The organism is Rhodovulum sulfidophilum DSM 1374 (assembly GCF_001633165.1).
GTDB lineage: Bacteria > Pseudomonadota > Alphaproteobacteria > Rhodobacterales > Rhodobacteraceae > Rhodovulum > Rhodovulum sulfidophilum.
The window spans coordinates 3,944,176-3,964,589 of record NZ_CP015418.1 but is presented as its reverse complement, the minus strand read 5'-3'; the positions used below and the strand labels follow the sequence as shown (position 1 = coordinate 3,964,589).

General features: G+C 55.7%; 18 protein-coding genes and 2 pseudogenes. 14 read left to right on the top strand and 6 right to left on the bottom strand.

Features of this window, described 5'->3' with window-relative positions; genetic code table 11:
* Nucleotides 1-2: 2 nt before the first annotated feature.
* On the top strand, nucleotides 3-2,912 hold the full coding sequence (locus tag A6W98_RS18350; protein WP_042464094.1) for a hypothetical protein: 2,910 nt from the start codon (nucleotides 3-5) through the stop codon (nucleotides 2,910-2,912).
* Between the two features lie 98 nt (nucleotides 2,913-3,010).
* Here the strand turns inward: A6W98_RS18350 and A6W98_RS21330 are convergent, their stop codons facing one another.
* Nucleotides 3,011-3,151 (bottom strand): hypothetical protein, encoded by a 141-nt coding sequence (locus tag A6W98_RS21330; protein WP_155734854.1) that lies wholly within the window; start codon nucleotides 3,149-3,151, stop codon nucleotides 3,011-3,013.
* Between the two features lie 917 nt (nucleotides 3,152-4,068).
* Nucleotides 4,069-4,575 (bottom strand): ClbS/DfsB family four-helix bundle protein, encoded by a 507-nt coding sequence (locus A6W98_RS18345; RefSeq protein WP_042464091.1) that lies wholly within the window; start codon nucleotides 4,573-4,575, stop codon nucleotides 4,069-4,071.
* 881 nt (nucleotides 4,576-5,456) lie between these two features.
* On the opposite strand from A6W98_RS18345, the gene A6W98_RS21325 reads away from it, so the two are divergent.
* Complete coding sequence (locus A6W98_RS21325; protein ID WP_155734853.1) at nucleotides 5,457-5,687, top strand: hypothetical protein; 231 nt, start codon at nucleotides 5,457-5,459, stop codon at nucleotides 5,685-5,687.
* Between the two features lie 31 nt (nucleotides 5,688-5,718).
* Nucleotides 5,719-6,390 carry a hypothetical protein gene (locus A6W98_RS21320; protein ID WP_155734852.1) on the top strand — a complete coding sequence of 224 codons (672 nt, stop codon included), beginning with the start codon at nucleotides 5,719-5,721 and terminating at the stop codon, nucleotides 6,388-6,390.
* Between the two features lie 40 nt (nucleotides 6,391-6,430).
* Here A6W98_RS21320 and A6W98_RS18340 read toward each other — a convergent pair.
* Nucleotides 6,431-7,584 (bottom strand): IS3 family transposase gene (locus tag A6W98_RS18340; RefSeq protein WP_155734773.1). Its coding sequence is split into 2 segments (ribosomal slippage): nucleotides 6,431-7,326 and nucleotides 7,326-7,584, totalling 1,155 coding nucleotides; the frame shifts between segments, so codons are not numbered across the junction.
* 159 nt (nucleotides 7,585-7,743) lie between these two features.
* On the opposite strand from A6W98_RS18340, the gene A6W98_RS18330 reads away from it, so the two are divergent.
* From A6W98_RS18330 to A6W98_RS21310, 5 genes are all read left to right on the top strand, one after another.
* On the top strand, nucleotides 7,744-8,400 hold the full coding sequence (locus A6W98_RS18330) for a hypothetical protein (RefSeq protein ID WP_155734851.1): 657 nt from the start codon (nucleotides 7,744-7,746) through the stop codon (nucleotides 8,398-8,400).
* A gap of 197 nt (nucleotides 8,401-8,597) precedes the next feature.
* Nucleotides 8,598-9,098: an SH3 domain-containing protein gene (locus tag A6W98_RS22435; protein WP_207759080.1), complete on the top strand. Its 501-nt coding sequence runs from the start codon at nucleotides 8,598-8,600 to the stop codon at nucleotides 9,096-9,098.
* 328 nt (nucleotides 9,099-9,426) lie between these two features.
* On the top strand, nucleotides 9,427-9,897 hold the full coding sequence (locus A6W98_RS18325) for a DUF6998 domain-containing protein (RefSeq protein ID WP_052678115.1): 471 nt from the start codon (nucleotides 9,427-9,429) through the stop codon (nucleotides 9,895-9,897).
* Between the two features lie 422 nt (nucleotides 9,898-10,319).
* On the top strand, nucleotides 10,320-12,344 hold the full coding sequence (locus A6W98_RS18320; RefSeq protein ID WP_042464082.1) for an STM2767 family DEAD/DEAH box helicase: 2,025 nt from the start codon (nucleotides 10,320-10,322) through the stop codon (nucleotides 12,342-12,344).
* Nucleotides 12,341-12,970, top strand: a complete 630-nt coding sequence (locus tag A6W98_RS21310) for an STM2766 family helicase-associated protein (protein WP_155734850.1) — start codon at nucleotides 12,341-12,343, stop codon at nucleotides 12,968-12,970. Before A6W98_RS18320 ends, A6W98_RS21310 begins: the two co-directional genes overlap by 4 nt.
* Nucleotides 12,971-13,157: 187 nt before the next feature.
* Here the strand turns inward: A6W98_RS21310 and A6W98_RS20610 are convergent.
* A pseudogene (locus A6W98_RS20610) lies at nucleotides 13,158-13,364 on the bottom strand (topoisomerase DNA-binding C4 zinc finger domain-containing protein); the annotation flags it as partial.
* Nucleotides 13,365-13,438: 74 nt separating this feature from the next.
* Between A6W98_RS20610 and A6W98_RS18315 the strand changes: the two are divergent.
* From A6W98_RS18315 to A6W98_RS18305, 3 genes and pseudogenes are all read left to right on the top strand, one after another.
* Nucleotides 13,439-14,128: a Mu transposase C-terminal domain-containing protein gene (locus A6W98_RS18315; RefSeq protein WP_168161841.1), complete on the top strand. Its 690-nt coding sequence runs from the start codon at nucleotides 13,439-13,441 to the stop codon at nucleotides 14,126-14,128.
* A complete protein-coding gene (locus A6W98_RS18310) occupies nucleotides 14,125-15,114 on the top strand; it encodes an ATP-binding protein (protein ID WP_042464076.1) in 990 nt (329 codons plus the stop codon). Before A6W98_RS18315 ends, A6W98_RS18310 begins: the two co-directional genes overlap by 4 nt.
* A gap of 531 nt (nucleotides 15,115-15,645) precedes the next feature.
* Nucleotides 15,646-16,134, top strand: a pseudogene (locus A6W98_RS18305) (transposase); the annotation flags it as partial.
* Between the two features lie 305 nt (nucleotides 16,135-16,439).
* Here A6W98_RS18305 and A6W98_RS18300 read toward each other — a convergent pair.
* On the bottom strand, nucleotides 16,440-16,871 hold the full coding sequence (locus A6W98_RS18300; RefSeq protein WP_345769726.1) for a transposase: 432 nt from the start codon (nucleotides 16,869-16,871) through the stop codon (nucleotides 16,440-16,442).
* Between the two features lie 262 nt (nucleotides 16,872-17,133).
* Complete coding sequence (locus A6W98_RS18295) at nucleotides 17,134-17,802, bottom strand: hypothetical protein (protein WP_155734849.1); 669 nt, start codon at nucleotides 17,800-17,802, stop codon at nucleotides 17,134-17,136.
* Nucleotides 17,803-18,371: 569 nt separating this feature from the next.
* Between A6W98_RS18295 and A6W98_RS21305 the strand changes: the two genes are divergently transcribed.
* Genes A6W98_RS21305 through A6W98_RS18285 form a run of 3 tightly spaced genes read left to right on the top strand, consistent with a single transcriptional unit; the run spans nucleotide 18,372 to nucleotide 20,372 of the window.
* Nucleotides 18,372-18,830 carry a hypothetical protein gene (locus A6W98_RS21305; protein WP_155734848.1) on the top strand — a complete coding sequence of 153 codons (459 nt, stop codon included), beginning with the start codon at nucleotides 18,372-18,374 and terminating at the stop codon, nucleotides 18,828-18,830.
* Nucleotides 18,831-18,840: 10 nt separating this feature from the next.
* Nucleotides 18,841-19,833, top strand: a complete 993-nt coding sequence (locus tag A6W98_RS18290) for a hypothetical protein (protein ID WP_042464067.1) — start codon at nucleotides 18,841-18,843, stop codon at nucleotides 19,831-19,833.
* 50 nt (nucleotides 19,834-19,883) lie between these two features.
* Nucleotides 19,884-20,372, top strand: coding sequence for a hypothetical protein (locus A6W98_RS18285; RefSeq protein ID WP_042464064.1), 489 nt, complete (start codon nucleotides 19,884-19,886; stop codon nucleotides 20,370-20,372).
* Nucleotides 20,373-20,414: the final 42 nt, after the last annotated feature.

Sequence of the window (20,414 nt, the reverse complement as noted above, 5' to 3'; positions counted from 1 at the left end):
TCGTGAAGCTCGCTGAAGTCCAGTTCCTCACGACTATGAGCGTCCGCGAACTCGGACGGGCAACGGCGAAGATGCTCTTCGGCTGGCTTATGCAGCTCGACTTGCGTGACACCAACAACACGATCCCGGGTGCCACGGATGCGCCACGGTTAGAACGCCAGTCGCGCACGACGATGATCGAGGATCTTCGAACCATGGCGCTTCTTATGGCGTCACACGCGCCGGAAGACACGAAGGCCTATTTGACCGCGATCGCGAAAGAGAACGATCACTACAAGGTCAAGGCAATTCGGCCGTTCAGCAAGGCCTTGGCCAGCGTCGCGCCTAACGAGCTTGCGGCGCTTATCACGTCCAGTCTTATTGAACAGCCACGTCGAGGCCGATCCCGACGGGATTCCCTGAATGGCGCGTTCGGCTTTGCGGATACCGACTACATGCCGGTGTCGCCAGCACAGCCTCCTTTTCTCGACTTGCTCGATGCAGACCCCGAGATCGGACTCGGCCTAATCCAAACGCTCGTTGACGCGGCGGTCGCGCACCGCGCGGATGGGGTGAAGGCGGGAACGGACGGCTTTGCGATCGTCTTCGACGGGAAGCCGCGCTTCTTTCCATGGGTGCAGACCTTTTACTGGTCACGCTCCAGCCAAGCGCAGGAATATTCTGCGTCTTCTGGACTAATGGCACTCGAAGCTTGGTCACAAGAGCGCCTCGACAGAGGTGAGGATGTTGACGCGGTTCTTCGGGACATCCTTGGACCGGAAGGTAGCTGCGCCGCCTATCTGCTGATCGGGCTCGACGTGCTGCTATCGCATTGGCCGACGACGCGCGACGCGCTTGTCCCGTTTGTGGCTAACCCGGACCTGCTTGCCAACGATCGCACCCGTTTGACGTTGGAGAGTCTTGGAGGGGCGATGATGCTGCAAAAGGAGCCCAAAGGCCGCGTCATGCTTGCCGATCTCGCAAAGCGCCAACCGCGCTCCATCTCGCTCGAGCGACTTATCCCCTATTACATCGGCGAGGATGACTCCGGGCAGAAGGTGCGCTCCTTGTTGGCTGAGGCAGTCGAAAAAGCCGGCTCGTATAGCGACGAAGCGAATTTTGGCGACCCCGCGTTCATGGGATCCTATGCACTCAATATGCTCGACCGGGCGAACTGGGTGGAGGTCGAAGGACGCCTCGCTTACAAGTCGCCACCGGCTGAGGCCGAACATCTCGAACGCCTCGAGGCCCGGCGACAGGCGCATGAGCGTTCCAGCACGATTGAGGCGAGAATTCAGCTGGCTATCAGCGATCCAACGAAAGGTTCGCCGGATTTGGCGCGCGAGGCCGTTGAATACGCTGCCGGAGATCTGCCTGACCATAGCGATACAGATTATCTCAAGTCACGATCGACGCGGTTGATTTCGACCGCCATGCTTGTTGCACGGGACGGAGAGGACAATCTCCTTGACGAGAATGAGGACTGGGTTCGGACCGTGATTGCCACCGCCTTGGCGGAAGAGGTCGACCGCTACGGCTCGAAAGAACGGCTGGACTACAATCGCCCGGCGCAGGGCATATGCGCTCTGATACATCTTTGGCATCGGAGACGGCGGGTCGAGGACCGCGACCATCTACTGAGAACTATCGCTCGACAAGACCAGGCCGCGGTAGTTGCGATGGCGCCAGCACATGAGAGCATCAGGGATGCCGATCCGCGACTGATAAAAGCTGCTGTCCGTATAGCTTTCACCTGCTGCCGTTGGCGTTGGAACCCCCATGACGAGGATGCCTCTACTCGAGAGGCTTACGATAAGGAGAAAGCGGGGAAAGACGCTGATGCGGTTGCAGCCGAGATCACTTGGCTCGATGGCGGACCTGAGCCGTCTTGGCCAGAACTCCCGGAAGAGACACCGTCATTTTCGCGTCGGCCGCTTGCGATTGTCTCACCGAACGGTGAACAAATTGACCTCAAACGTGATGACGCATTCCCGAGGCATAGTCCCAGGGAAGCGGTCGTTCACGCCAATGACCAAGAGCTGTCACGGTGGCTGAGTCTGCTCAACTTTGAAGGTTGCGCTCGGCCGGGCTGGTACCTTGAGATTATTGAGTCTTATGCGCCGTGGTCAGCAAGAATAAATGGTCACGGCTATTCCACTGATGCTGAGCTCAGTCAGAGACCAAGCGATTGGAACAATCAGTTCTACGCTTTGGTAACAACCGCTTTGATGGACTCTCCGGAGGATCAGTTCTCATCGCTCCTTCAGCCGATAGTTGAGCTACCTGATCGGTCATTCTGCGATGTTGCTGAAGCGATCATACATGCCGCTGATGTTCACTATTTCAATGAACCGGACCGGCCGTCAGCTCGGGCGTTGGCTTTGCGGCAGAAGATGGTCGCGCGTGCGATTGAGCTGAATCGATGGTCTTGGGATCGTCGACGGGGAGAACTCGGAATCGACATAGAAACCGGTCCAATGATCGGCATGTTGCTGATGAACCTCCACAACCCATTTTCTGGAGCGAAGACTTATCTCGTTCCGGCTGTATTCGACAAAGTTGATCCGCTTCTTGAATTGCTACGCCCGATGATGTCAGGCGGTCCTACCGCCTTCGTCGCGCTCTGCACGATGAACACCCTAAACGTTGCTCCGACTACACGACATCTCGATTTCCTGTTGAACGCGGTCGAAACTTGGCTCGAAGTAGGGAACGGCGACCGTTTGATGTGGCATGAGCTTGGTATCGGTCGCAAAGTCGCGGAATGGTTGAATAGGGCGGCGGTCGATGATCCGTCTTTATATGGCCGTTCTCACCCATCACGCAGTCGCATCGATGCCATCCTGGGGCGTCTTGTCAGCTTGGGTGTATCAGAAGCCCACGAGCTGGAAGTTAGGATCCAAGCGGAAGCGAACGGTCAAACAGCACGTTGATAAACGTTCAGACTGGACACTACTATGGTGCTGGACCAGCCCCACGAGGGATGGGCTATTGACCTGCCCCTATCCGCCACCCAAGTTCGTTCTCTCCGTCACGGTATTTCGACGACGAAGCCTTCGGGTGGTTTGTAGAGCAGTGAGCGCTTGATGCGTGCTTCGTCGATGCTGGTTCGCGCGACGATCTCGTCCTTGAACTTGCTGAATTTCTTGTAAGACATACGCGGGTCGATCATAAACTGGTCAAACGCGGCATGCGGGTCGAGTGCGTATTTGTAGACGCCGCCGTCGTGCTTTTTGTTTTGTCCTTCGAAATAGATCAGCCGGACTTCGGCCTCGTGTTCGAAGGCATCCCGTTTTTTAAGCAGGGACCTGGCAACGGCTTCGGCGGTCAGACCGTCCTTGAAGACCGTACGCGCGAATTTCTTAAGCTTGAAATCAGGCGGATATTACTGCGACCATTCCGCCATTGTCCGGAATTTCGATAATGCTGGGGGCGGCCAACATAGCCTCCGATGAATTCGAGCGAGCTTTGACCCACAGGGAAGGCAGGCCGCGACGCGACTGATCGGGAGGAGTTGGAATGCTCGCCTCGCTCAGCCGAGGGCAAAGTGCCCTTCGGCGGCCTGGATTGCAAGTAGTTGGTAATAAAGGGTTTTCTCAAGACATCAGGAAGCCCCAAGCCCCTGGATTCGCTGGACTTAAGGCGTCGACAGGTTTCTTTTTCGCAAACGACTTTCATTTGGCGCGTCGCGCCCGCCTGGTTGCGACCTTGGTTTTGGGGCCGATCCAGCCGAGAAAGAATGCAGGCCGCCGCAACCCGGAAGTCCGTATCCGGTACATCGCCGGGGTTGCCAGTGAAGCTGCAGCAGGCCATCGGTGAACAGCGGGACCAGACGGCACTCGGCGATATCCTCGACCAGCAGGAGCTTGGATAGCCGTGGGATAGCCACGCCGCCAAGGATGCAGGGTGAGCCAGGGCGGAGCCTCCCACAGCATCATCGAGGCCAGGCAGGTGGGACGGCCCACGATCCTGCCATTCGCCGAGTCGCCTGTTGCTGCGATGCAGCTTCCTCAAGCCGGTCATCCATGACATCATGCGGCATGGTTCAGTTGGCCAAGGTCCGGAGAGCGGGACGAAGTGGTCGTTCGCCTAGCTTACAACCTTCAACCATTTCCTGATGCGCACGCGCGCATTCGCGTAGGGCGACGAGGTATTGAACTGGACCATCCGCCCCTTCGTCCACTTGCCATGCCAAGGGTGGCCATAAAGCTCGTCGTTCGTCCGGGATGAAATCGTTTCGACCAGCCTGAGATTGGTTGCCGCAAGGCCGGTCAGGAGCTCATGCCAGTCGAGATGCTGGTAATCCGCATAGAATTTCTGGGCCAGTGAGCCGAGTTGATTCCACTTGAAACCGGTTTCGGGAAGCTCCAAGGCCTCGCCACGATCATCCCGATCCAACCATTTCAAAACGAGTTCATTCCAGCCAAGCAGATAGGCCACCAGATCGGCGGGGCTCATCATCGTTCCAGCGGCATGGCCCTCCATGGAGGCCGTGCGTGCAAGCTCCGGTGGCACGCGCTCTAGGTCGTATATCAGGTTGCCGAATGTCGTTGAAATCGCATCCAGAAGTTCGGCTTTCGATACCGGCACGCCCATACTGTTCCCTTACGCATTTTGATTCGAAGTTAGGCCCGACGCGCATCATCGCCAATGATAGATACGAGCTCGGAGCGGACCTGCGGCGGCGCAGCATGGCGCCGGAGTGCCTCGGACCGCCCGCTCGGGCGCTCCCTGCCGATAGCCGCCGTTCGATGCCCCAAGGGCGCGCCGCCCGCCGATCACGGAAGCGGCCGTTCATCCCGGCTGCAGCATGCACTCAGGCCGCCAAGGTCCAGAGAGCGGGACGAAGCGGTCGTTCAGTGGAAAATCAGAAATGCGATAAGAAGGAACGTTACAGTCACCGCAAGGCTTACCAGCCAAGTCGTCACATTCCTGAGTTTTCCGTAGGATTCCCAATGATAACGCAGGATGAGCCTGCAGGCGTGGATGGCCCGTTCTACGAGCCCTCTCAGCCATGAATTATTCCCAGTCCGGTCAATCATGAGGGAAAGATATCTCGGCTTTGAGGGATCGCAATGGGCTCGGAGCGGACCTGCGGCGGTGCGGCGTGGCGCTTGACCTCCTCGGGCCACCCGCTCGGGCGCTCCCTGCCGTCATCCGCCGTTCGTCCCGGGCATGGCTGACGGCCGCAGGCAGCCCCATAGTAGTCGGTTCCGCTACGCGCAGGTGGCGCTTGGTGCCAGCCCATTTGCGGACAAGCGAGGCCACTCTGAACCGCCTAGCGCCGTTGGCGGCTCGGACACGAGCGGCCTGCTAAGGCTGTTGCAGCCCATGCCATAAATCACCCAAAACAGCCGTCGGATAGCTAATAAGGTCACTTGCTACGCTTCTTTCAGAAACTGAACCTCGAACAGAGATAGCATGATATAATTGACTTGGAAGTGCCCGAATCCTTTCAAGCTCGCGGAGGCGAGGGAATGCAGAAATCCAATAATCACAAGCCATATTTATTTCGGATTCAATATATAATAGCTGCCGCCGCGGTCGTCGCTGCTGCTTTGCTTGAAGGGGGCGCAATTATTTATGGAAGTGCAAGTTCGGTCGCGAATAAAGACAACACACCACTTGATACATTCATTCGCCAGGAGACCGTCGGAGACGATAGTCCGAACATCACCAATCAAAGTGGCACTGTTATTGTGCATTAACATATTTTCCATAGCAGCTCCTGAATGCTCTATGGCGCAACAACAAATTTCACATGGCAATTGCAGTCCAAATATCCAAAATGGAAGCGGCGCCGTAATCTTTACGTGCCCAGATCGAAAAAATGACAAGCCAATTCCATTTGAGCTTTTTGTTAGGAATTTACTGGCTAGCAAGGTCAGTCGAGTTAATCGTTCTGGAAATCAATGGGTGGACCTTCAATCCGCCATCCGATCAGATAACTTTAAGAAAGGCATGAGGGAGTGGGGCGATCTTTTATTGCTTGGCGGCAGGCAAATACAAGACCTGGACGGTTCTGGCAATATAGTATGGCACATTGATCTTAGCGGTACGCGATCTATGATTTTTGAAGCAAATTTTTCTCCGCAAACGCTACTGACCCCGGTCGTGGAAGGCGAAATTATGCAGCAGATGAAAATCGAGTTGAACAATATGGGGGCGAGTCTTACACCGGTTGCTTGCTCAATTGGATTAGGGGGGGTCTGGACGTATCTGATTGAAGTCCCTGGGTACTACCCAAGTTATTTCTCACATGAAATATCACGTGGCGCATCGTTGAAAGTTATTAGGTTCTCAATACACGGAAAGACTCGAGAAAATTGGATGCCTGAGCAAAAATGGTCTGAGGGCGGGGACGATGCACCAGAAACTGCAGGCTGTGGTGGGTTCGTATTCTCGCAATAAAAGCCCAACGGGAGTGACCTGCCCCCCGGTCGTCCCTCGTTCATAACGAGAGCCCTTGGGGTTGATAGTGGTAGGTTTCAGGTGTGGCAAGCGCGCCGGGCGCGGAGCCCTCAGATTGCTCAAGCGCCCGGCGAGCTTCTGCGGGGGTCTTGTTGCCCAGCGAGGAATGCGGCCTGACGTGGTTATAATCGTATCGCCAGATTGCCAGTTTGCGCCGGGCATCGGCCAGTCTGTCGAAGATCTCCTCGTTCAGGCATTCGTCGCGCAGGCTGCCGTTGAAGCTTTCGATGTAGCCATTCTGCTGGGGCTTGCCCGGATCGATGTAGTGCCATTCAACACCGTTCTCGTTGGCCCATTTCAGGATGGCCTTGCTGGTGAACTCGGTGCCATTGTCACTGACGATGCAGGCCGGTTTTCCGTAGACCCTGACCAGCGCATCAAGCTCCCGCGCCACCCTGGCTCCCGAGATGCTGGTGTCAGCGATCAGCGCCAGGTTCTCGCGGCAGCAATCGTCGTTCACGGCCAAGATGCGGTACTTCCGGCAGGCCCCGAATGTGTCCGATAGGAAGTCCAGCGACCAACGCTGATTTGGCTGCAGGGGCACTGGCATCGGGGTTCGGCTGCCGCGCGCCCGTTTGCGGCCACGGCGGCGGCGCACCGACAGGCCCTCTTCCCGGTAGATGCGGTAGAGCTTCTTCTCGTTCATGATCATGCCCTTGCGCTCCAGCAGGATACCCACGCGCCGATAGCCGAAGCGACGGCGCTCCTCGGCGATCTTGTGCATTTCCTCACGGATTTCCGGGTTGTCGGGCGGCCGTTCACGCCGCACCGTCTTCGGATCGACACCGATCAGGACGCAGGCCCGGCGTTGAGAGATCGGATGGTCCTTCATCGCCCGCAACACCGCGTCCCGCCGCGCCATCGGTGTCGTCAGGGTTTTCCCAACAGATCCTTCAGAACCACGTTGTCCAGCATCGCATCCGCCAGTAGGCGTTTCAGCTTCGCGTTCTCGTCCTCGAGCTGCTTCAGCCGCTTGGCGTCCGACAGATCCATCCCGCCATACTTGGCTTTGAGCTTGTAGAACGTCGCGGGGCTCAGCCCGTGCTTCCGGCAAAGCTCGGAGCTCGGCAAACCAGCCTCCTGCTCCTTGAGCATCCCAATAATCTGCGCCTCGGTGAAACGGCTTTTTCTCATATCGTCTGCTCCTTCTCAGGTTGGGCAGACTCTACATCACAGCGAGGGAACTTCCGGGGGGCAGGTCAGGAGCAATGCTCGCGCGCACCATCGCAGGCGCGGATTGCGTGAGGTCAAATAAGCGGCTAACCTTTTGAAAAATGAGACAAGGCGCCGCGAATGGCTTCGAATAAGCACTATGAAATTGACCTAAAAGCACTCGAAGCCGTCGAAGTTGAGCCCCCACCATTCGAGGAACTTCTTCGCCTAGCCGATCTACCGAACTCCCCAAATCCATTTGGGAACACGCTTAAACGTGGAAAGTTCGTGAATGACGAGGGCAAGAAATGGATTCTCGATGAACAGATTTCGGACTTCAACTATCAGACCAGCGGGTATGGAAACGAAGTCTCACAGTTCAGGTTGCAGCTTTCGTTCGACACACCTCTTGAACTCCGCGAGCTTGATGCCGAACGCTTTCTGTATTCGATCTCTCGCCACATCGCTCAAAGCAGTTGGCGAGAGGGGCGGCGAGGCGTTGGAGCATATTTTCAACTAGGGCACCTCGAAGAAGGCTCAATTCGAGGTGAGATATATGCCGGGGTGGTGGCGGTTGGAGCCTTCGTTGCGAACTATCCGGCTTTGAAGGACGGCTTTCAGGAGATTCTCACCGACGCCCAATTCGTCACAGAGCAAGTTACAACGGCCATTCGCGCCGCCAAGTTACCCGCACCGATCGGCGGTGAACACGAGCACGAGGCGCCGGAAATGTATGTCATCGAGGAAGCCTGGCGCAGGCATCCCCATGACAGACAGCGCCTCCTTCGTGACGATTAGTCGCCCCGTGTAAAAACTAACATTTCTACCACGTGAGAATTGAATATCCCGCACAACCCAGCTAAAGCCAGACGGCAAGGCGCTCAACAGCCATTGGGTTTATCTCAAAATCATCTGAAAAACTCGCTCAGGGAAATTGCCAGACTGAGGCAAGAAGGCCTATTGATCTAAGGGGCGCAGAATTTCAGAGATGAACGATGGCATCTTGGAAAGTGATCGTCGCCCTCGCCTCCGTCGGCCTGCTCCTATACGTAGCAAGTGAAGCGAATAGCCCTCGTTTTGATAGTGAGGGGTCAGCTCGTACAATGCTCTATGTTACAGGAGACATGGTGAACGTGCGAACTGGACCCAGCATTGAGAATCCTCGCTTCGGATCGCTGACTGCGGGAACTCGGGTCATCGGGCTTTCAGAGCAATCGGGCTGGCGCGAAATCTCCTTCAACGGTCGAACTGGCTGGATGTCTTCCAGATATCTCTCCAGGCGGAAGCCGATAGTAGCCTCCCCAGCGCCCTCGATCCCGAGGACAGAACGTCGATGCCATCCCAGCTATAGTGGCGCTTGCGTCCCCATTGCCAGCGATGTGGACTGCGCGGGTGGTTCCGGGAATGGCCCCGCCTATGTGCGAGGCCCTTTCCGAGTGGTAGGGCCGGATGTCTATCGGTTAGATAGGGACCGAGACGGCATTGCTTGCGAGTAGCTGCTACCCCTCTCTTGGCTGACTGTCCGCCCCCCGATCCTGGCTGCCCACATTGCCTGTAGATCGCCGCTCGCGTACGCGCGCTGCCCTAAGTCTAGCCCGTCGGGATCGCCTAGGGCGCTCCGCCGCTGTTCGTCCAAGGCACAACCAGCAGCGACTCATCTGTCAAAGCGGCCAAGCCACTCGCTGCCGATAGCGGACCTTCGTGCTCGGCGCGACTAATTACCACAGAAGATCGAAGCTGTCGTTCGTGCAACCGCCTCTGCACTTGCAAAGTCCATAAACCTCCTGCACGCAGAACCAGATCCGAGATTTGAAGGCAATGAGGATGCCAAACGAGATAGACTGGGAACGGGTTCGCGTCCTCCTAGACCAACTCTACGAAGCGACTGAAAACTTGGAAGACTTGTTCCCGGGACGAAAGTTCACTCTGGACGGCCACCTTGTCGGGAGCGTCGGTGAAGTCGTGGCATCCTACATGTTCGGACTAAATTTGAACCCGGCTTCGACAAAGGGGCACGACGCGGTGAGCTCCAGCGGAAGGCCCGTCGAGATCAAGTTGACGCAGGGCAAAAGCGTCGCAATTCGCCACCGGCCTGAGCACCTACTGGTACTCTGCCGCCCCAAAGGCTCAAAGATATCCGTGGTATTCAATGGCCCCGGTGCCATTGCTTGGGAAGCTGCGGGATCCATGCAGAAGAATGGCCAGCGATCTATCGGTATAAAAAAACTGGCCGAACTGGATGCACTCCTTGATGACGCGGCCAGGCTACCACTTCTCAGACAAGTCCCCTTCTAGGAGGCTCGCTGCCGATAGCGGTCGTTCGGCGCACCCTACCGTTGCCAGTTGACGAATCGCATAAGCGGACATCTGCTTGCGCGTAGATGAGTTCCAAAACCGCAACGCAGGCAGCCCTAAACGCGGCTGTCATGCCATTCGTGGCAGGGGAAGATGCGCCGCAACACGAAGGCGGATCTCGAACCTTCTCTGCGCGATCCACGCACCGCAGCAACGCGCTCCATTGGATCGACGGGCCTCTCCAAAGGATTGGACAGCGGCTGCATGCCGGTGATGGCGCGATACACCGTTTACTACCTCAGATCAAAGGCTTATGTTAAATTTCGGGTTTGCAATGGCGCAATGAAATTCTCAGCGTCAGCTATGGCGTCGAGCGGGCTAGCTAGCTCAAAACGCGCCATCCACAACGTCGCGAGGGAACTATGACGAGCAGCTTTTTCTTCCTCCAGGCCGAAAAAGACGAACGAAATCAAGCCCTCTACGACGAGCTTGAAAACTGGTCCTCAAAAAAGAGCGCACAGATTTACATTGTTAATCAGCCTCTCGGTGATGATCGGTATGACTACGATAATGAAGATTGTGCGGTGGTTATGTCACCAGGTCGAAAAATCTGCCTCATCAACTTCTCCGAAGATGAGGACGGATTCAGCGAATTTATCGAAGATTTCCTTGAGGATGTGGGTTCCATTTCGGACAAGTATGAGTACAAGGATGCGATTGGCCGACCCCGAAAGTGGCGCAAAGATCTCATCTTTACCGTCCCCGATGGCGCCGAATATGACATCGAGCGATACATTCAAGATAGCCGCATTGAAGACCCCGGAAAGCGGAGGCTGTCCGAGCTGGTCATATCTTTGGTGACCGGCAGCATTAACGACATCGAGAGAGCTACGGCAGAAGTTCCAGACAACCTTCTTGATAAAGTTAAACAGAAAATCCAACTCTTCGATGCGGACCAGACGCGTTTTATTTACAAACCCATAAACAAAAAGTCTGTGCACATTCAAGGGCTTTCTGGAACCGGGAAAACGGAGCTTTTACTTCACAAGCTCAAAGATATATACATTAGAAATCCAAGCTCCAGAATCTTGCTGACATGCCACAATCGAATTCTAGCAGACAACCTGAGAAAAAGGATCCCAGAGTTCTTTAACTTTATGAAGGTTGAGCAGCAGATTGAGTGGGACCGCCGTCTTTGGTGCATGCACGCTTGGGGGTCTCGTGGCAATCCAAACTCCGGCACATACAGGTACATTTGCCACTACTTTGACGTTCCGTTCTACACCTTCGGACAATCTTCGTTTGATGCGGCGTGCAAGGCGGCAATTGAGGCAATCAAGGCAAAAAAAGAGGGGTTGGAATATGCATTCGAATATATTCTGATCGACGAGAGTCAGGACTTCCCTCAATCGTTTCTTGATCTTTGCGAGCTCGTCGCGAAGGAGTACGTGATTATCGCTGGGGATATATTTCAGAGCATTTTCGATGCAAAAATTAAACCAAGCATCTCACCCGATTTCCTTCTGAGTAAATGTTACAGAACGGACCCTAGGGCGCTGATGTTTGCTCACTCTCTTGGGATGGGGTTATTTGAGGAAAAAAAGCTTCGGTGGCTTGACGATGATGAGTGGCAGACTTGCGGCTATATCGTCGAGGCCACTTTCGACAAGAGCTTCTACCGACTGAAGCGCGAGCCCCTTCGGCGGTTCGAAGACATATCGGCTGCAGATGTTCCATCGGTTTCAATTATTGAAGGAGAAGCCTTCGACAACAAAAAGGTGGCGGAACTTGTGCTTGAGGCCATAAGATCTATCTCGGAAGAGAATCCGACCATCACTCCGGATGACATCGGCATTATTCTGGTGGATGATGGAAATCAGATTTACGCTCTTCAGGATACCCTTGCGCAGATTATACCGCGCGAGACCGGTTGGATTGTAAATAAGGCCGTAGAAAGCAAAAGAAAACTCCACGGCAGGCTATTTATCAGCAATAGAAATAACGTGAAGGGCCTCGAGTTCCCCTTTGTTATTTGCGTAACCAGCAATCTATCGAGGGGGTTGGCCTACCGGAACTCACTTTACATGACGCTAACGCGTTCTTTCTTGAGATCATATTTGATCGTTTCCCAGAAACAGGATGAGACGATGATGGCTCGGATAAGGCAGGGCTTGAATACAATTAACGCCTCCGGATTCATCGAGGTGCAACCACCTTCTGTAGAAGAGCGCGCCGAGATCATGACAACTATTACTCAAGACAATGTTCGCACATCCTTCTACGACTTCTGCGAGGATATATTTGACGAGATTGGCATTCTCCCAATCTTCAGGCAGGAGCTTCGCAGAGTAATTAGAGCGACCTCAGGTGAGGAATTTGATCGGCACGAGATATCCGAGATTGCAGAATTCAATTATAGAAAGATGCTCAAAAAGGAGGGGCTATGAACACCCTCTCTTTTAATCTGGATGGATATCAGGTCGCAAGCCTTTTATCAGCTTTCCGTGAGAGGGCCAATATCGTATTATTTTGGATGCAGGCGGCAAAGACTATCTTATCCTTCGTTGAGCCAGATCCGGGTCAAGTTCATGGAAGAATGATCGTTTGTACAGGTAAAATGCACCGAATATTTCTGGAAAGTGATGGGAAGGTATTTTCCACGGCCTTGCCATTTCATGTGAAGACTTCTGATGGATTTTACTCTTGCACCCTGCGTTCTGGAATCGACCTCAGCAGCAAATTAACCTCTGAGATCATTGCGACCCTTTCTAGCACAGAATCTTTTCAGAATTTCGAAATTCTCGGATTTGCAGACGACATCATGGGCGTATCCGATGATCCGGATACTCTTTGGGTTGCACTTAGTGAATTGGTCAATTCGGACGATGGGTATCTGCGCTTTGATCATGACCCTGTTCGAGAGAATGGGAAGCTGCACCCACTGAATCACATTGACATATTTTTTTCTCAATCCGCAACATTCAAAATTGGTCTTGCTGAGAAGTTGGAAATTGACGCTTTCTCCGATTTGCTCGACGTTCAGACAGATTGCCATTATCTCTCTAAAGACTAGCAATCCTGCTGCGATAGCTTAATCAGCTGTTAGCAAAGGCGTGCGGCAAGACCACCCTTGGCCAAACTGCCAGAGTCCGCCGCACTGGGGGTTGCGCTTCGGTGAAGGTCCGCTTTGCGGACGCTCTGCCGTTGCTTTGGAACGGTCCCGAACGTCCGCAGTCCGCCCGTTGCGCCGCGTTTGAGCGTTATCTCCGGCCGGGCTTGCCCAAAGGGCGCTGCCGCTTTCCGGCGTCTAGTTCGCCACTTGTTCGCTTGCCTACTTGGCGTTCCTTCTTCGACTTTCCGGTGCAATCTGGGAAACGGACGCAGCCCAGGAAGGTCCCGTATCGTCCTTTGCGTTCCACGAGCCAGCCGTCGGTACATTCCGGACATGGCTCCTGGACGGCTCCGCACCCCTCGTCAGAAACGGGAAGAAGCGCTGCGGCGCTATGGGCCTATTGAGGCGCCCTCCCAGCGAAGCCGTTGTTTGCACCTTGGAGAAAAAGTCCAGGCGACCACGACATCCGAAGGTGTGAGGGCATTCAATATCCCGTTCAACTCGACGGCACTTCAAAACTTGGCGGCCGGCACCGAGAAAGAGGTCACCGTGCATCTCGATCCAGACGATCTTCGCGAGGTCTATGTCACTGCAGAGGGTGTCAAGGAGGTCGCGAAGACCCGTTTGAGCATGACGATCTTCAAGGATCAATCGCTCGAAGAAGCCATTGAGATCATGGAGAACGCCACGGCATCCAATCCCAGCCTGCGTGTTCTTCATGAGGAGAACCTGAGCGAAGCCATGCAGCGCCGCGCAACCGAATCCGGGTTCTTCCCGGATTCTCGTGATCCCCTGAGCTACCAGAAAATCGAGCAGCTCAGGCGTCGCGCTGACAAGCTTCACCAAGTGGAAGCGCGCCCCCCCGCCTACATCGGCGCCACCGCTGCTCCCGGGCAGCTCATGAGCAGGGGGCGCACGTCGGGTGTGGTGCCGGCACGCCCCGCCGGTGCGGCACCGTTCAAACCGCCGTCCCCATCGACGCCTCCCAGGGCAAGCGCACCTCCGCCACAGTCCGCCGGACCGACGGATGTGGCCCCAGAGAAGGGGTCCACTTCGGCGCCAGGCCCTGACGACATCAAGACCATGACCTTCGGCCCCATCAAGGATAGCAAACTGTGACCAACCCGTTCATCATTCCCTCGCTGGCAAATCTGAATGCGGACCTGGCGCAGCGTCATTTCCCGCTCGCCAGGGGCGAGAAACTTCAGCAGACCTTCGCGCAGCTCTTCAGTCGCCACCTGGGGCGTCTGCATTCCGGGAAGGCCTTCGAGGCACGTAGCCTCCTTCTGACCGGGCTGTCCGGCTCGGGTAAGACAGCCGAGATCTCGGACATGCTGAACCGCTTCAACGAGACCGCCGTTCTCTTGCCGGACGGCAAGGATGCGCGGTTTGCAAGCTGCGTGCTTGAGGCGAAAGGGTCCTGGAAGGATCTTGGCCGCAAGACGCTTCACGCCTTGGGCTATCCGATTACGAACAAGACGCGCCGAACCCAGTTTGAGATCTGGGATCTGGTCGTCAAGCAGGCCAAGCTCCAGGGCGTCGTCGGGATCTACTACGACGAAGCCCAGCATATCATGCGCGGAAAGTCGGATGCCGAGGTTCTGAGCGTCCTGGATGCGTTTAAGACGCTCATGAAGTCACATGACTGGCCCCTCATGTTGATCCTTTCGGGGGTTCCGGAGCTGGGAGGCTATGTGCAACGCGAGCCGCAGCTCGATCGGCTGATGACAAGGATCGAGTTCCAGGAAATTGATCTGAGCAGTGCGCCCGGGCATCCGGCACAGGATTACGAAATCCTCAACGAAATCGTCGGCAGCTACGCCATCAGCGCGGGGCTTAATGTAGATGCGAGCCTGCCAACGGGAGATTTCCTGCACCGCCTCGCGACTGCCGGCGCATTCAGGTGGGGCCTGGTCATCGACATGGTCGTCGATGCCGTGGCGCTTGCCGTTGCCAGGAGGGAAGGGGTGGTTGAGCGGTCGGATTTCGTGGCGGCCTGGTGCGAGAAAACCGGAATGAACCAGCTGGCGACACCATTCACCCATGACAGCTACGAGAGGATGTTCCGGAGGGACAAGCCGTTCCGGGCCGCCATCGGCACCTGATCTTCCAGGACAATTCAGTCTTCGAGAAACCCGCGCTTCGGCGCGGGTTTTTTCATGCCTAGATGCTAGCGCTCGGATGCCCGCGCGAGCTAAGTCGCTGATGCTGCGCAGTTTTTTGATTTCTGTGCAGGCTTATGCTTTCAATCTGGAAGGCGCGACTTGTAAGGTGCTGAAATTGTTTATGGATTCTTTGCGCCGAATCGGAAGTGATTGATTTTGCGCATTCATCTGCTTTCTCTGACTGAAGTTTGTAGGACCCACTAAATCTTGTCCATTTCCGGGGTAATTTGTCCATTCCGGCACAGAATTAATGACCATCGGCTGCACTGCAGTCGGTGGTTTCTTTTTATTTCAATGACTTGTGTGGCTGGCGGATTTGCGGCCTGTGATGCGCCGCGGCGGCGCTGCGCCCTGGTGCGCGCCGTTGACGGCCAGGCGCGCTTTCGGCATCCCTCAGGGCAAATCCGGCCGGGTTCTTTCCAACATCCCCCTCCAGCAGAGCCTCTGCCCGAGGGTATGGCGCAACGCGCCAGAAAGGGGCGCAATGACGGAACCTGGACCCGCGCCGACTTCGAGTGGGATGCAGAGAACGACAAATACATCTGCCCCGAGGGACACGAGCTGAAGCAGTTCCGCCGGAACTATTCCGACCCCACCCGTGGGCCGACCGGCAAGGGGACCGCCCGCTATCGCGCCCTGAAAGAGGTCTGCCAAGCCTGCCCATCCAAGGCCATGTGCTGCCCGAACGCGGATGCTCGCAAGATCACCCGCGAGGAACATGAAGATGCCCGGCAGGTCGCCCGCGAGATCGCCAAGACCGAGCAATACGTGATCTCGATGAAGCTGAGGAAGAAGGTCGAGATGCTCTTTGCCCACCTCAAACGGATCCTTGGCCTGAACAGGCTCCGATTACGCGGCCCATGCGGCGCAAACGACGAATTCCTGCTCGCCGCCACCGCCCAGAACCTCCGCAAACTGGCAAAGGTCCTTCCCGCAACGCAGAAACCGCGAAACGCCTGACAGGAAAGGCGCTCGCGCTCTCTTCAGCCGCCAACATTCTGCGCTCGCAAACCGGTGTTTTTCAACAGAATCGGCGGACTGCGGACGTTCGCCGCAGGTGCAGCACTCATTAGTCTGATACACCGAAGCGGTCATTCGGAGGCTGGATTCGCTTATTTGGGCGCGTAGGACGGCGGCGCTAGAGGACGGTCCCAAAGCCTCTAGCAGTGTGCTGAAAAAGGCAGCCGTGAGGAACGGTTTCCTTCTACGATGTTGCTGGGTGGGACTGGATCATGGGCGGGCAGTCCTGGCGGTGGCTTCCCTCGTCAGGCCGCAAGCAGTTTCGGCAGTCTCGCCAGATTGCAGGCCGCCATCGTCAGCGTGAAGCGAGCGCGCACGCGCTCGATGCCGCGATACAGGGTCTGTGCCATGCCGCCGACTGTCTTGGCCCAGCCGAAAGGCTCCTCGATCTTCTTCCTGCGTCGCTGGGATTTGGCATAACCGGGGCGCCTAGTCGTCCGGCCGTCGATGGCGGAATGCCGGGACTTCTGGGCGACGTGGGGCGTGCCGACCATCTGGCGCAACTCGGCGCCGAAGTCGGCGCTGTCGTAACCACGGTCCGCTGCCAAGCTCAGACGCCGTGTCGACCCAGGCGAGTTGCGATGGAGCATGTCGATGTCGGTACGGCGCTCGGCGTGACCGTTACCTTGTCCGATCCGCGCAGCGCCGTCTCCGTCCCACCCGTGCTGGCGATGAATCATGTTCCACGAAGGGCGGCGAGGCCGAAGTTTTTCAGCAGCCTGCTAAGATGATAGTCGCGCTGATTCCACAATCCGGCCTTGGCCAGGGCTTTCATGAAGGTCGACCCATCGAACGCTTCGCTCGAAATTACGTGATGATCCCGGTATGTGATCAGATGGGCGCCAACCGTTTGGGTGTTGATCACTGGTGCATTTAAAACGTAAAATTATCGCTCATACCTCACTCCAGGAAATCGGTTTCCACCAATCCACGCCCTGCTTATGTCACTGTGCATATTTTATCAGATCCCCAGCCCAACATCCTGTGGGAACGATAGAATTGCCAGAACTCCATCGAGCAGGCATATTCACTATTAAAACGGTCCTCGGTGATCCCGATCGCATAGCGCCACACATGCCGTCCCTGCACCTTATCTCCATGAAATGCGCATGGGTCATCCGGGTCCTGCGAAGGCAGCCCTCCTCCCCAATACTTTCTGTCGTCCCTTCTGCGCGACCAAGTATTGCCTCGGATGTCGCCCATGAACACTGTGCCTTCGAAATCCAGACAGTCCACGGGCGGGGGCGGCAACAGCAGCCAGTGCAGGCCATGTTCGGTTGTCCCGTTCTCCGGTTTTTCCGTCAGGATGCGAACCGGAAGAAACCGATGCCCCCCGGGTTCGTGCGTTTCCAGAAATTCCCGCAGAATCGGCGCCAGAACGAACGGCCCCGTAAACATGCCTATCACCTCGGGAACCTTGCCCTTGACCAACTTGCGGATCAGCAGAGCCTGCCCCTTAGGGAACTCCTCGAGCGTCGCTTGTCCCAAGTAAATACTTCTGAATAGTTCAAGAGGCATTTCCGGCAGCCAGGTCATTCCGACTGAACTACCGTCATTGATATTACTGGAAATCAGGTGCGCATAGTTCATCGGTCTTGATGCGGGCATGTCCGGTCCTTACAAAGTCCATGGGCGAGCCTCGTACCCGCCCTGCGAACACCTGAGCGCTGAGACTGCTCCAAAGATACAATCACGACAAAAACTATCGGAATAGAGTCTGGGAGCAACTGAAATTTGTATCAGACAGTCGAAATGTCCGGAAAGGACAGTGTCAGGAGAATGTCGTTTCCTGAAGTGGTCCAGGAAAATCGGACGGTTGGCGGAGGTGTATCAGAACCAGGTCAGCGGGTGGAAGCTCTAGCAGGCCGCTGCAAAACGTCTTGCGACGACCATTGTCGTCAAATTCATCGGCCCCCAGCACGATGAGCACCGTGCAATGCAGCGAGAGAAACCGCGAATGGGGTGTTCTGATACCAACGCCTTCGTCTCATGACTTTTTCAGCACCCTGTTAGGCGTCGGCAAATGCTGCGCGATGAACGAACGTCCGGCTTCGAGAAGCTGCGCCGCAGCGCTCGACCGCGAAGCGGACGGCAGCTAAGGGCCGCCTATGCCTTCCCAGCCTTCGAGCAGTTCATTGCGTTTTGACAATCAAGTTTAACACATCTTAATTGGCATCATGAAGATATCTGTCGCAGTTGCTTTGATGTTGTGTGCCTTTGCCGCTGCTCTGGCTGCTTTCATCTGGTCAGGTCCGTCCGAGATCAGGCACTACATCGCCGATGAATTGTCAGAACTGACGTGCGAGGAGCTTGGCGAACGCCACACGGAAGTCATCGATGCATACCACGACGCCGAGATTGCCCACTACAGCCGGACAGGTGCGTTTCATGATGACCTTGGCATCCCACCCGAAGACGTTGTGCCATATGCTGTTTTGTTGAAGCGCTTTATGCGCGATAACAACATCAGCGAGACCGATTTAGTAACGCGTTCAATACCTATGCCTCTGCTCTATTCAGATTTCTATCATGAGGTTTCGGGCGCATGTGCCGCGAACCCGTCGTGGCGGGCCGTAGAAGCAATGCGGCGGTCCGCATTGAACCGCGGTTTGATTGGCAGGAACGAAGTTGATTAGGCTGAAGGAAATGAAACAGAAATTTGGGCTGTCTCTCGGCGCTTGCTGCGTAGTTATCGGCACCATGGCGCAGGCGGACTGCCCGGCAGGACAGGAACCCTTCACATCCTGCCAGATCGATGGCCGCAACACCGAAGTCTTAGTCTGTTTCGACGAACAGGTCGTGACCTATAGCTATGGGCCTGTTAGCGGCACACCTGATCTTTTTCTGTCCGAACCTATTGTGCATATTGATTTTGAACCGTGGTCGGGCTTGGGGAAAGCAATCAGCGAAAGCGTTACCTTTTACAACGGTGACTTTGCCTATGACGTTGGTGGCGGTTTCGACCGTCCGTTTTCTGAAGAAGAAATGCTCGAGCCAATCAGGCGCTTTGGCTGGGTCGAGGTGACCGAGAGCGGTGCGATGGCCGCATACCTTGAATGCATCCCCGAAACGGTGAGTTACGGATTTGGCGGCGACATCCATGACATCAAGGTGGCGGCTAGGCAGATCTGGGACTCGGATTCATTGACATGGATATCCGACAGCATTGTGCCGCCAGTTCCACCGCTTCTGTCGGAAAGCCATCTGTATGAAACAATCCAAGATTGTCTGCCCGCATCAGAGTTCAGCCTGAATGGCGTCAGCGTGGGTGATCCGTTGGATACGCTTGGCAAACTTGGATCACCAGAAATGGTATCAGACCCCTTTGGGAGCGGCGAATTGATTGATCGGATGGTCCTTGTTGGCGCGAACATCGATATTTTTCAGGACAAGGTCTATGGAATGTCCACCTCTTCGCCAGGTTGGGGCACGCCCTCAGGGCTTAGGGTGGGTCTGACCCGTGGCGAAGTTATCCGCATTCTTGGGCGGGTGCCAAAGGGATATAATGCCATGTCAGATAGGTATTACATCCACGTTTGCTCTGACGTGCAAGATGCTGAGGACGAATGGGGTATGTTGATTGAATTTGGGCAGGACAAACGTGTGGACAGTATCAGCTTTGCAAGCCCTTTGCATTAGCACGGCCCGATCTGGAGGAGGTCCCATTGCAGCGCTGTAAGAAGATATTCATGGCGATCGTGCTGGCGCTTTCGGCCAGTCAGGCCGCTGCTGATTGTGGGCGTGGGAACATCCTGTTTACGTTTTGCGACATCGCAGGCAAAGATACGGTCTTGCGCGTGTGTCATGACGATTTCACCGTGACCTACAGTTATGGGGTAGCTGGCGAGGTTCCACAGCTTTATCTTTCGGAAGCCATTGCGACCGTGGACTATCACCCATGGGATGCACCTGATCCAACATCTGGGTCGATCACATTTCGCAACGGCGAGTACGCCTATGAAGTCACAAGTTTGTTTGTGACGCAGGCCTTTGCCGATGACATCCCATCTGCGGCGCATTTCGGATGGGTCACAGTCACACGAAATGGCGAGATCGTGGTCAAGCTGGAGTGCCGACCTGAACCATCGCGCTACGTCTACGGTGGGTCTCTCTATGAGCGGACGACAGCGATGGGGTTGGAGTGGAACGGCTATGAGCGGGGTTGGACAGAGTATTGATCTCTGCGCCGTTTCCGCCAGCATCGCGTCGTTGGTGTTGCG

Coding starts and splice junctions, on each gene's coding strand:
- A6W98_RS21330 (WP_155734854.1), bottom strand. CDS start 3,151: ATGATCGACCCGCGTATGTCTTACAAGAAATTCAGCAAGTTCAAGGAC.
- A6W98_RS18345 (WP_042464091.1), bottom strand. CDS start 4,575: ATGGGCGTGCCGGTATCGAAAGCCGAACTTCTGGATGCGATTTCAACG.
- A6W98_RS21325 (WP_155734853.1), top strand. CDS start 5,457: ATGCAGAAATCCAATAATCACAAGCCATATTTATTTCGGATTCAATAT.
- A6W98_RS21320 (WP_155734852.1), top strand. CDS start 5,719: ATGGCGCAACAACAAATTTCACATGGCAATTGCAGTCCAAATATCCAA.
- A6W98_RS18330 (WP_155734851.1), top strand. CDS start 7,744: ATGGCTTCGAATAAGCACTATGAAATTGACCTAAAAGCACTCGAAGCC.
- A6W98_RS22435 (WP_207759080.1), top strand. CDS start 8,598: ATGGCATCTTGGAAAGTGATCGTCGCCCTCGCCTCCGTCGGCCTGCTC.
- A6W98_RS18325 (WP_052678115.1), top strand. CDS start 9,427: ATGCCAAACGAGATAGACTGGGAACGGGTTCGCGTCCTCCTAGACCAA.
- A6W98_RS18320 (WP_042464082.1), top strand. CDS start 10,320: ATGACGAGCAGCTTTTTCTTCCTCCAGGCCGAAAAAGACGAACGAAAT.
- A6W98_RS21310 (WP_155734850.1), top strand. CDS start 12,341: ATGAACACCCTCTCTTTTAATCTGGATGGATATCAGGTCGCAAGCCTT.
- A6W98_RS18295 (WP_155734849.1), bottom strand. CDS start 17,802: ATGCCCGCATCAAGACCGATGAACTATGCGCACCTGATTTCCAGTAAT.
- A6W98_RS21305 (WP_155734848.1), top strand. CDS start 18,372: ATGAAGATATCTGTCGCAGTTGCTTTGATGTTGTGTGCCTTTGCCGCT.
- A6W98_RS18290 (WP_042464067.1), top strand. CDS start 18,841: ATGAAACAGAAATTTGGGCTGTCTCTCGGCGCTTGCTGCGTAGTTATC.
- A6W98_RS18285 (WP_042464064.1), top strand. CDS start 19,884: ATGGCGATCGTGCTGGCGCTTTCGGCCAGTCAGGCCGCTGCTGATTGT.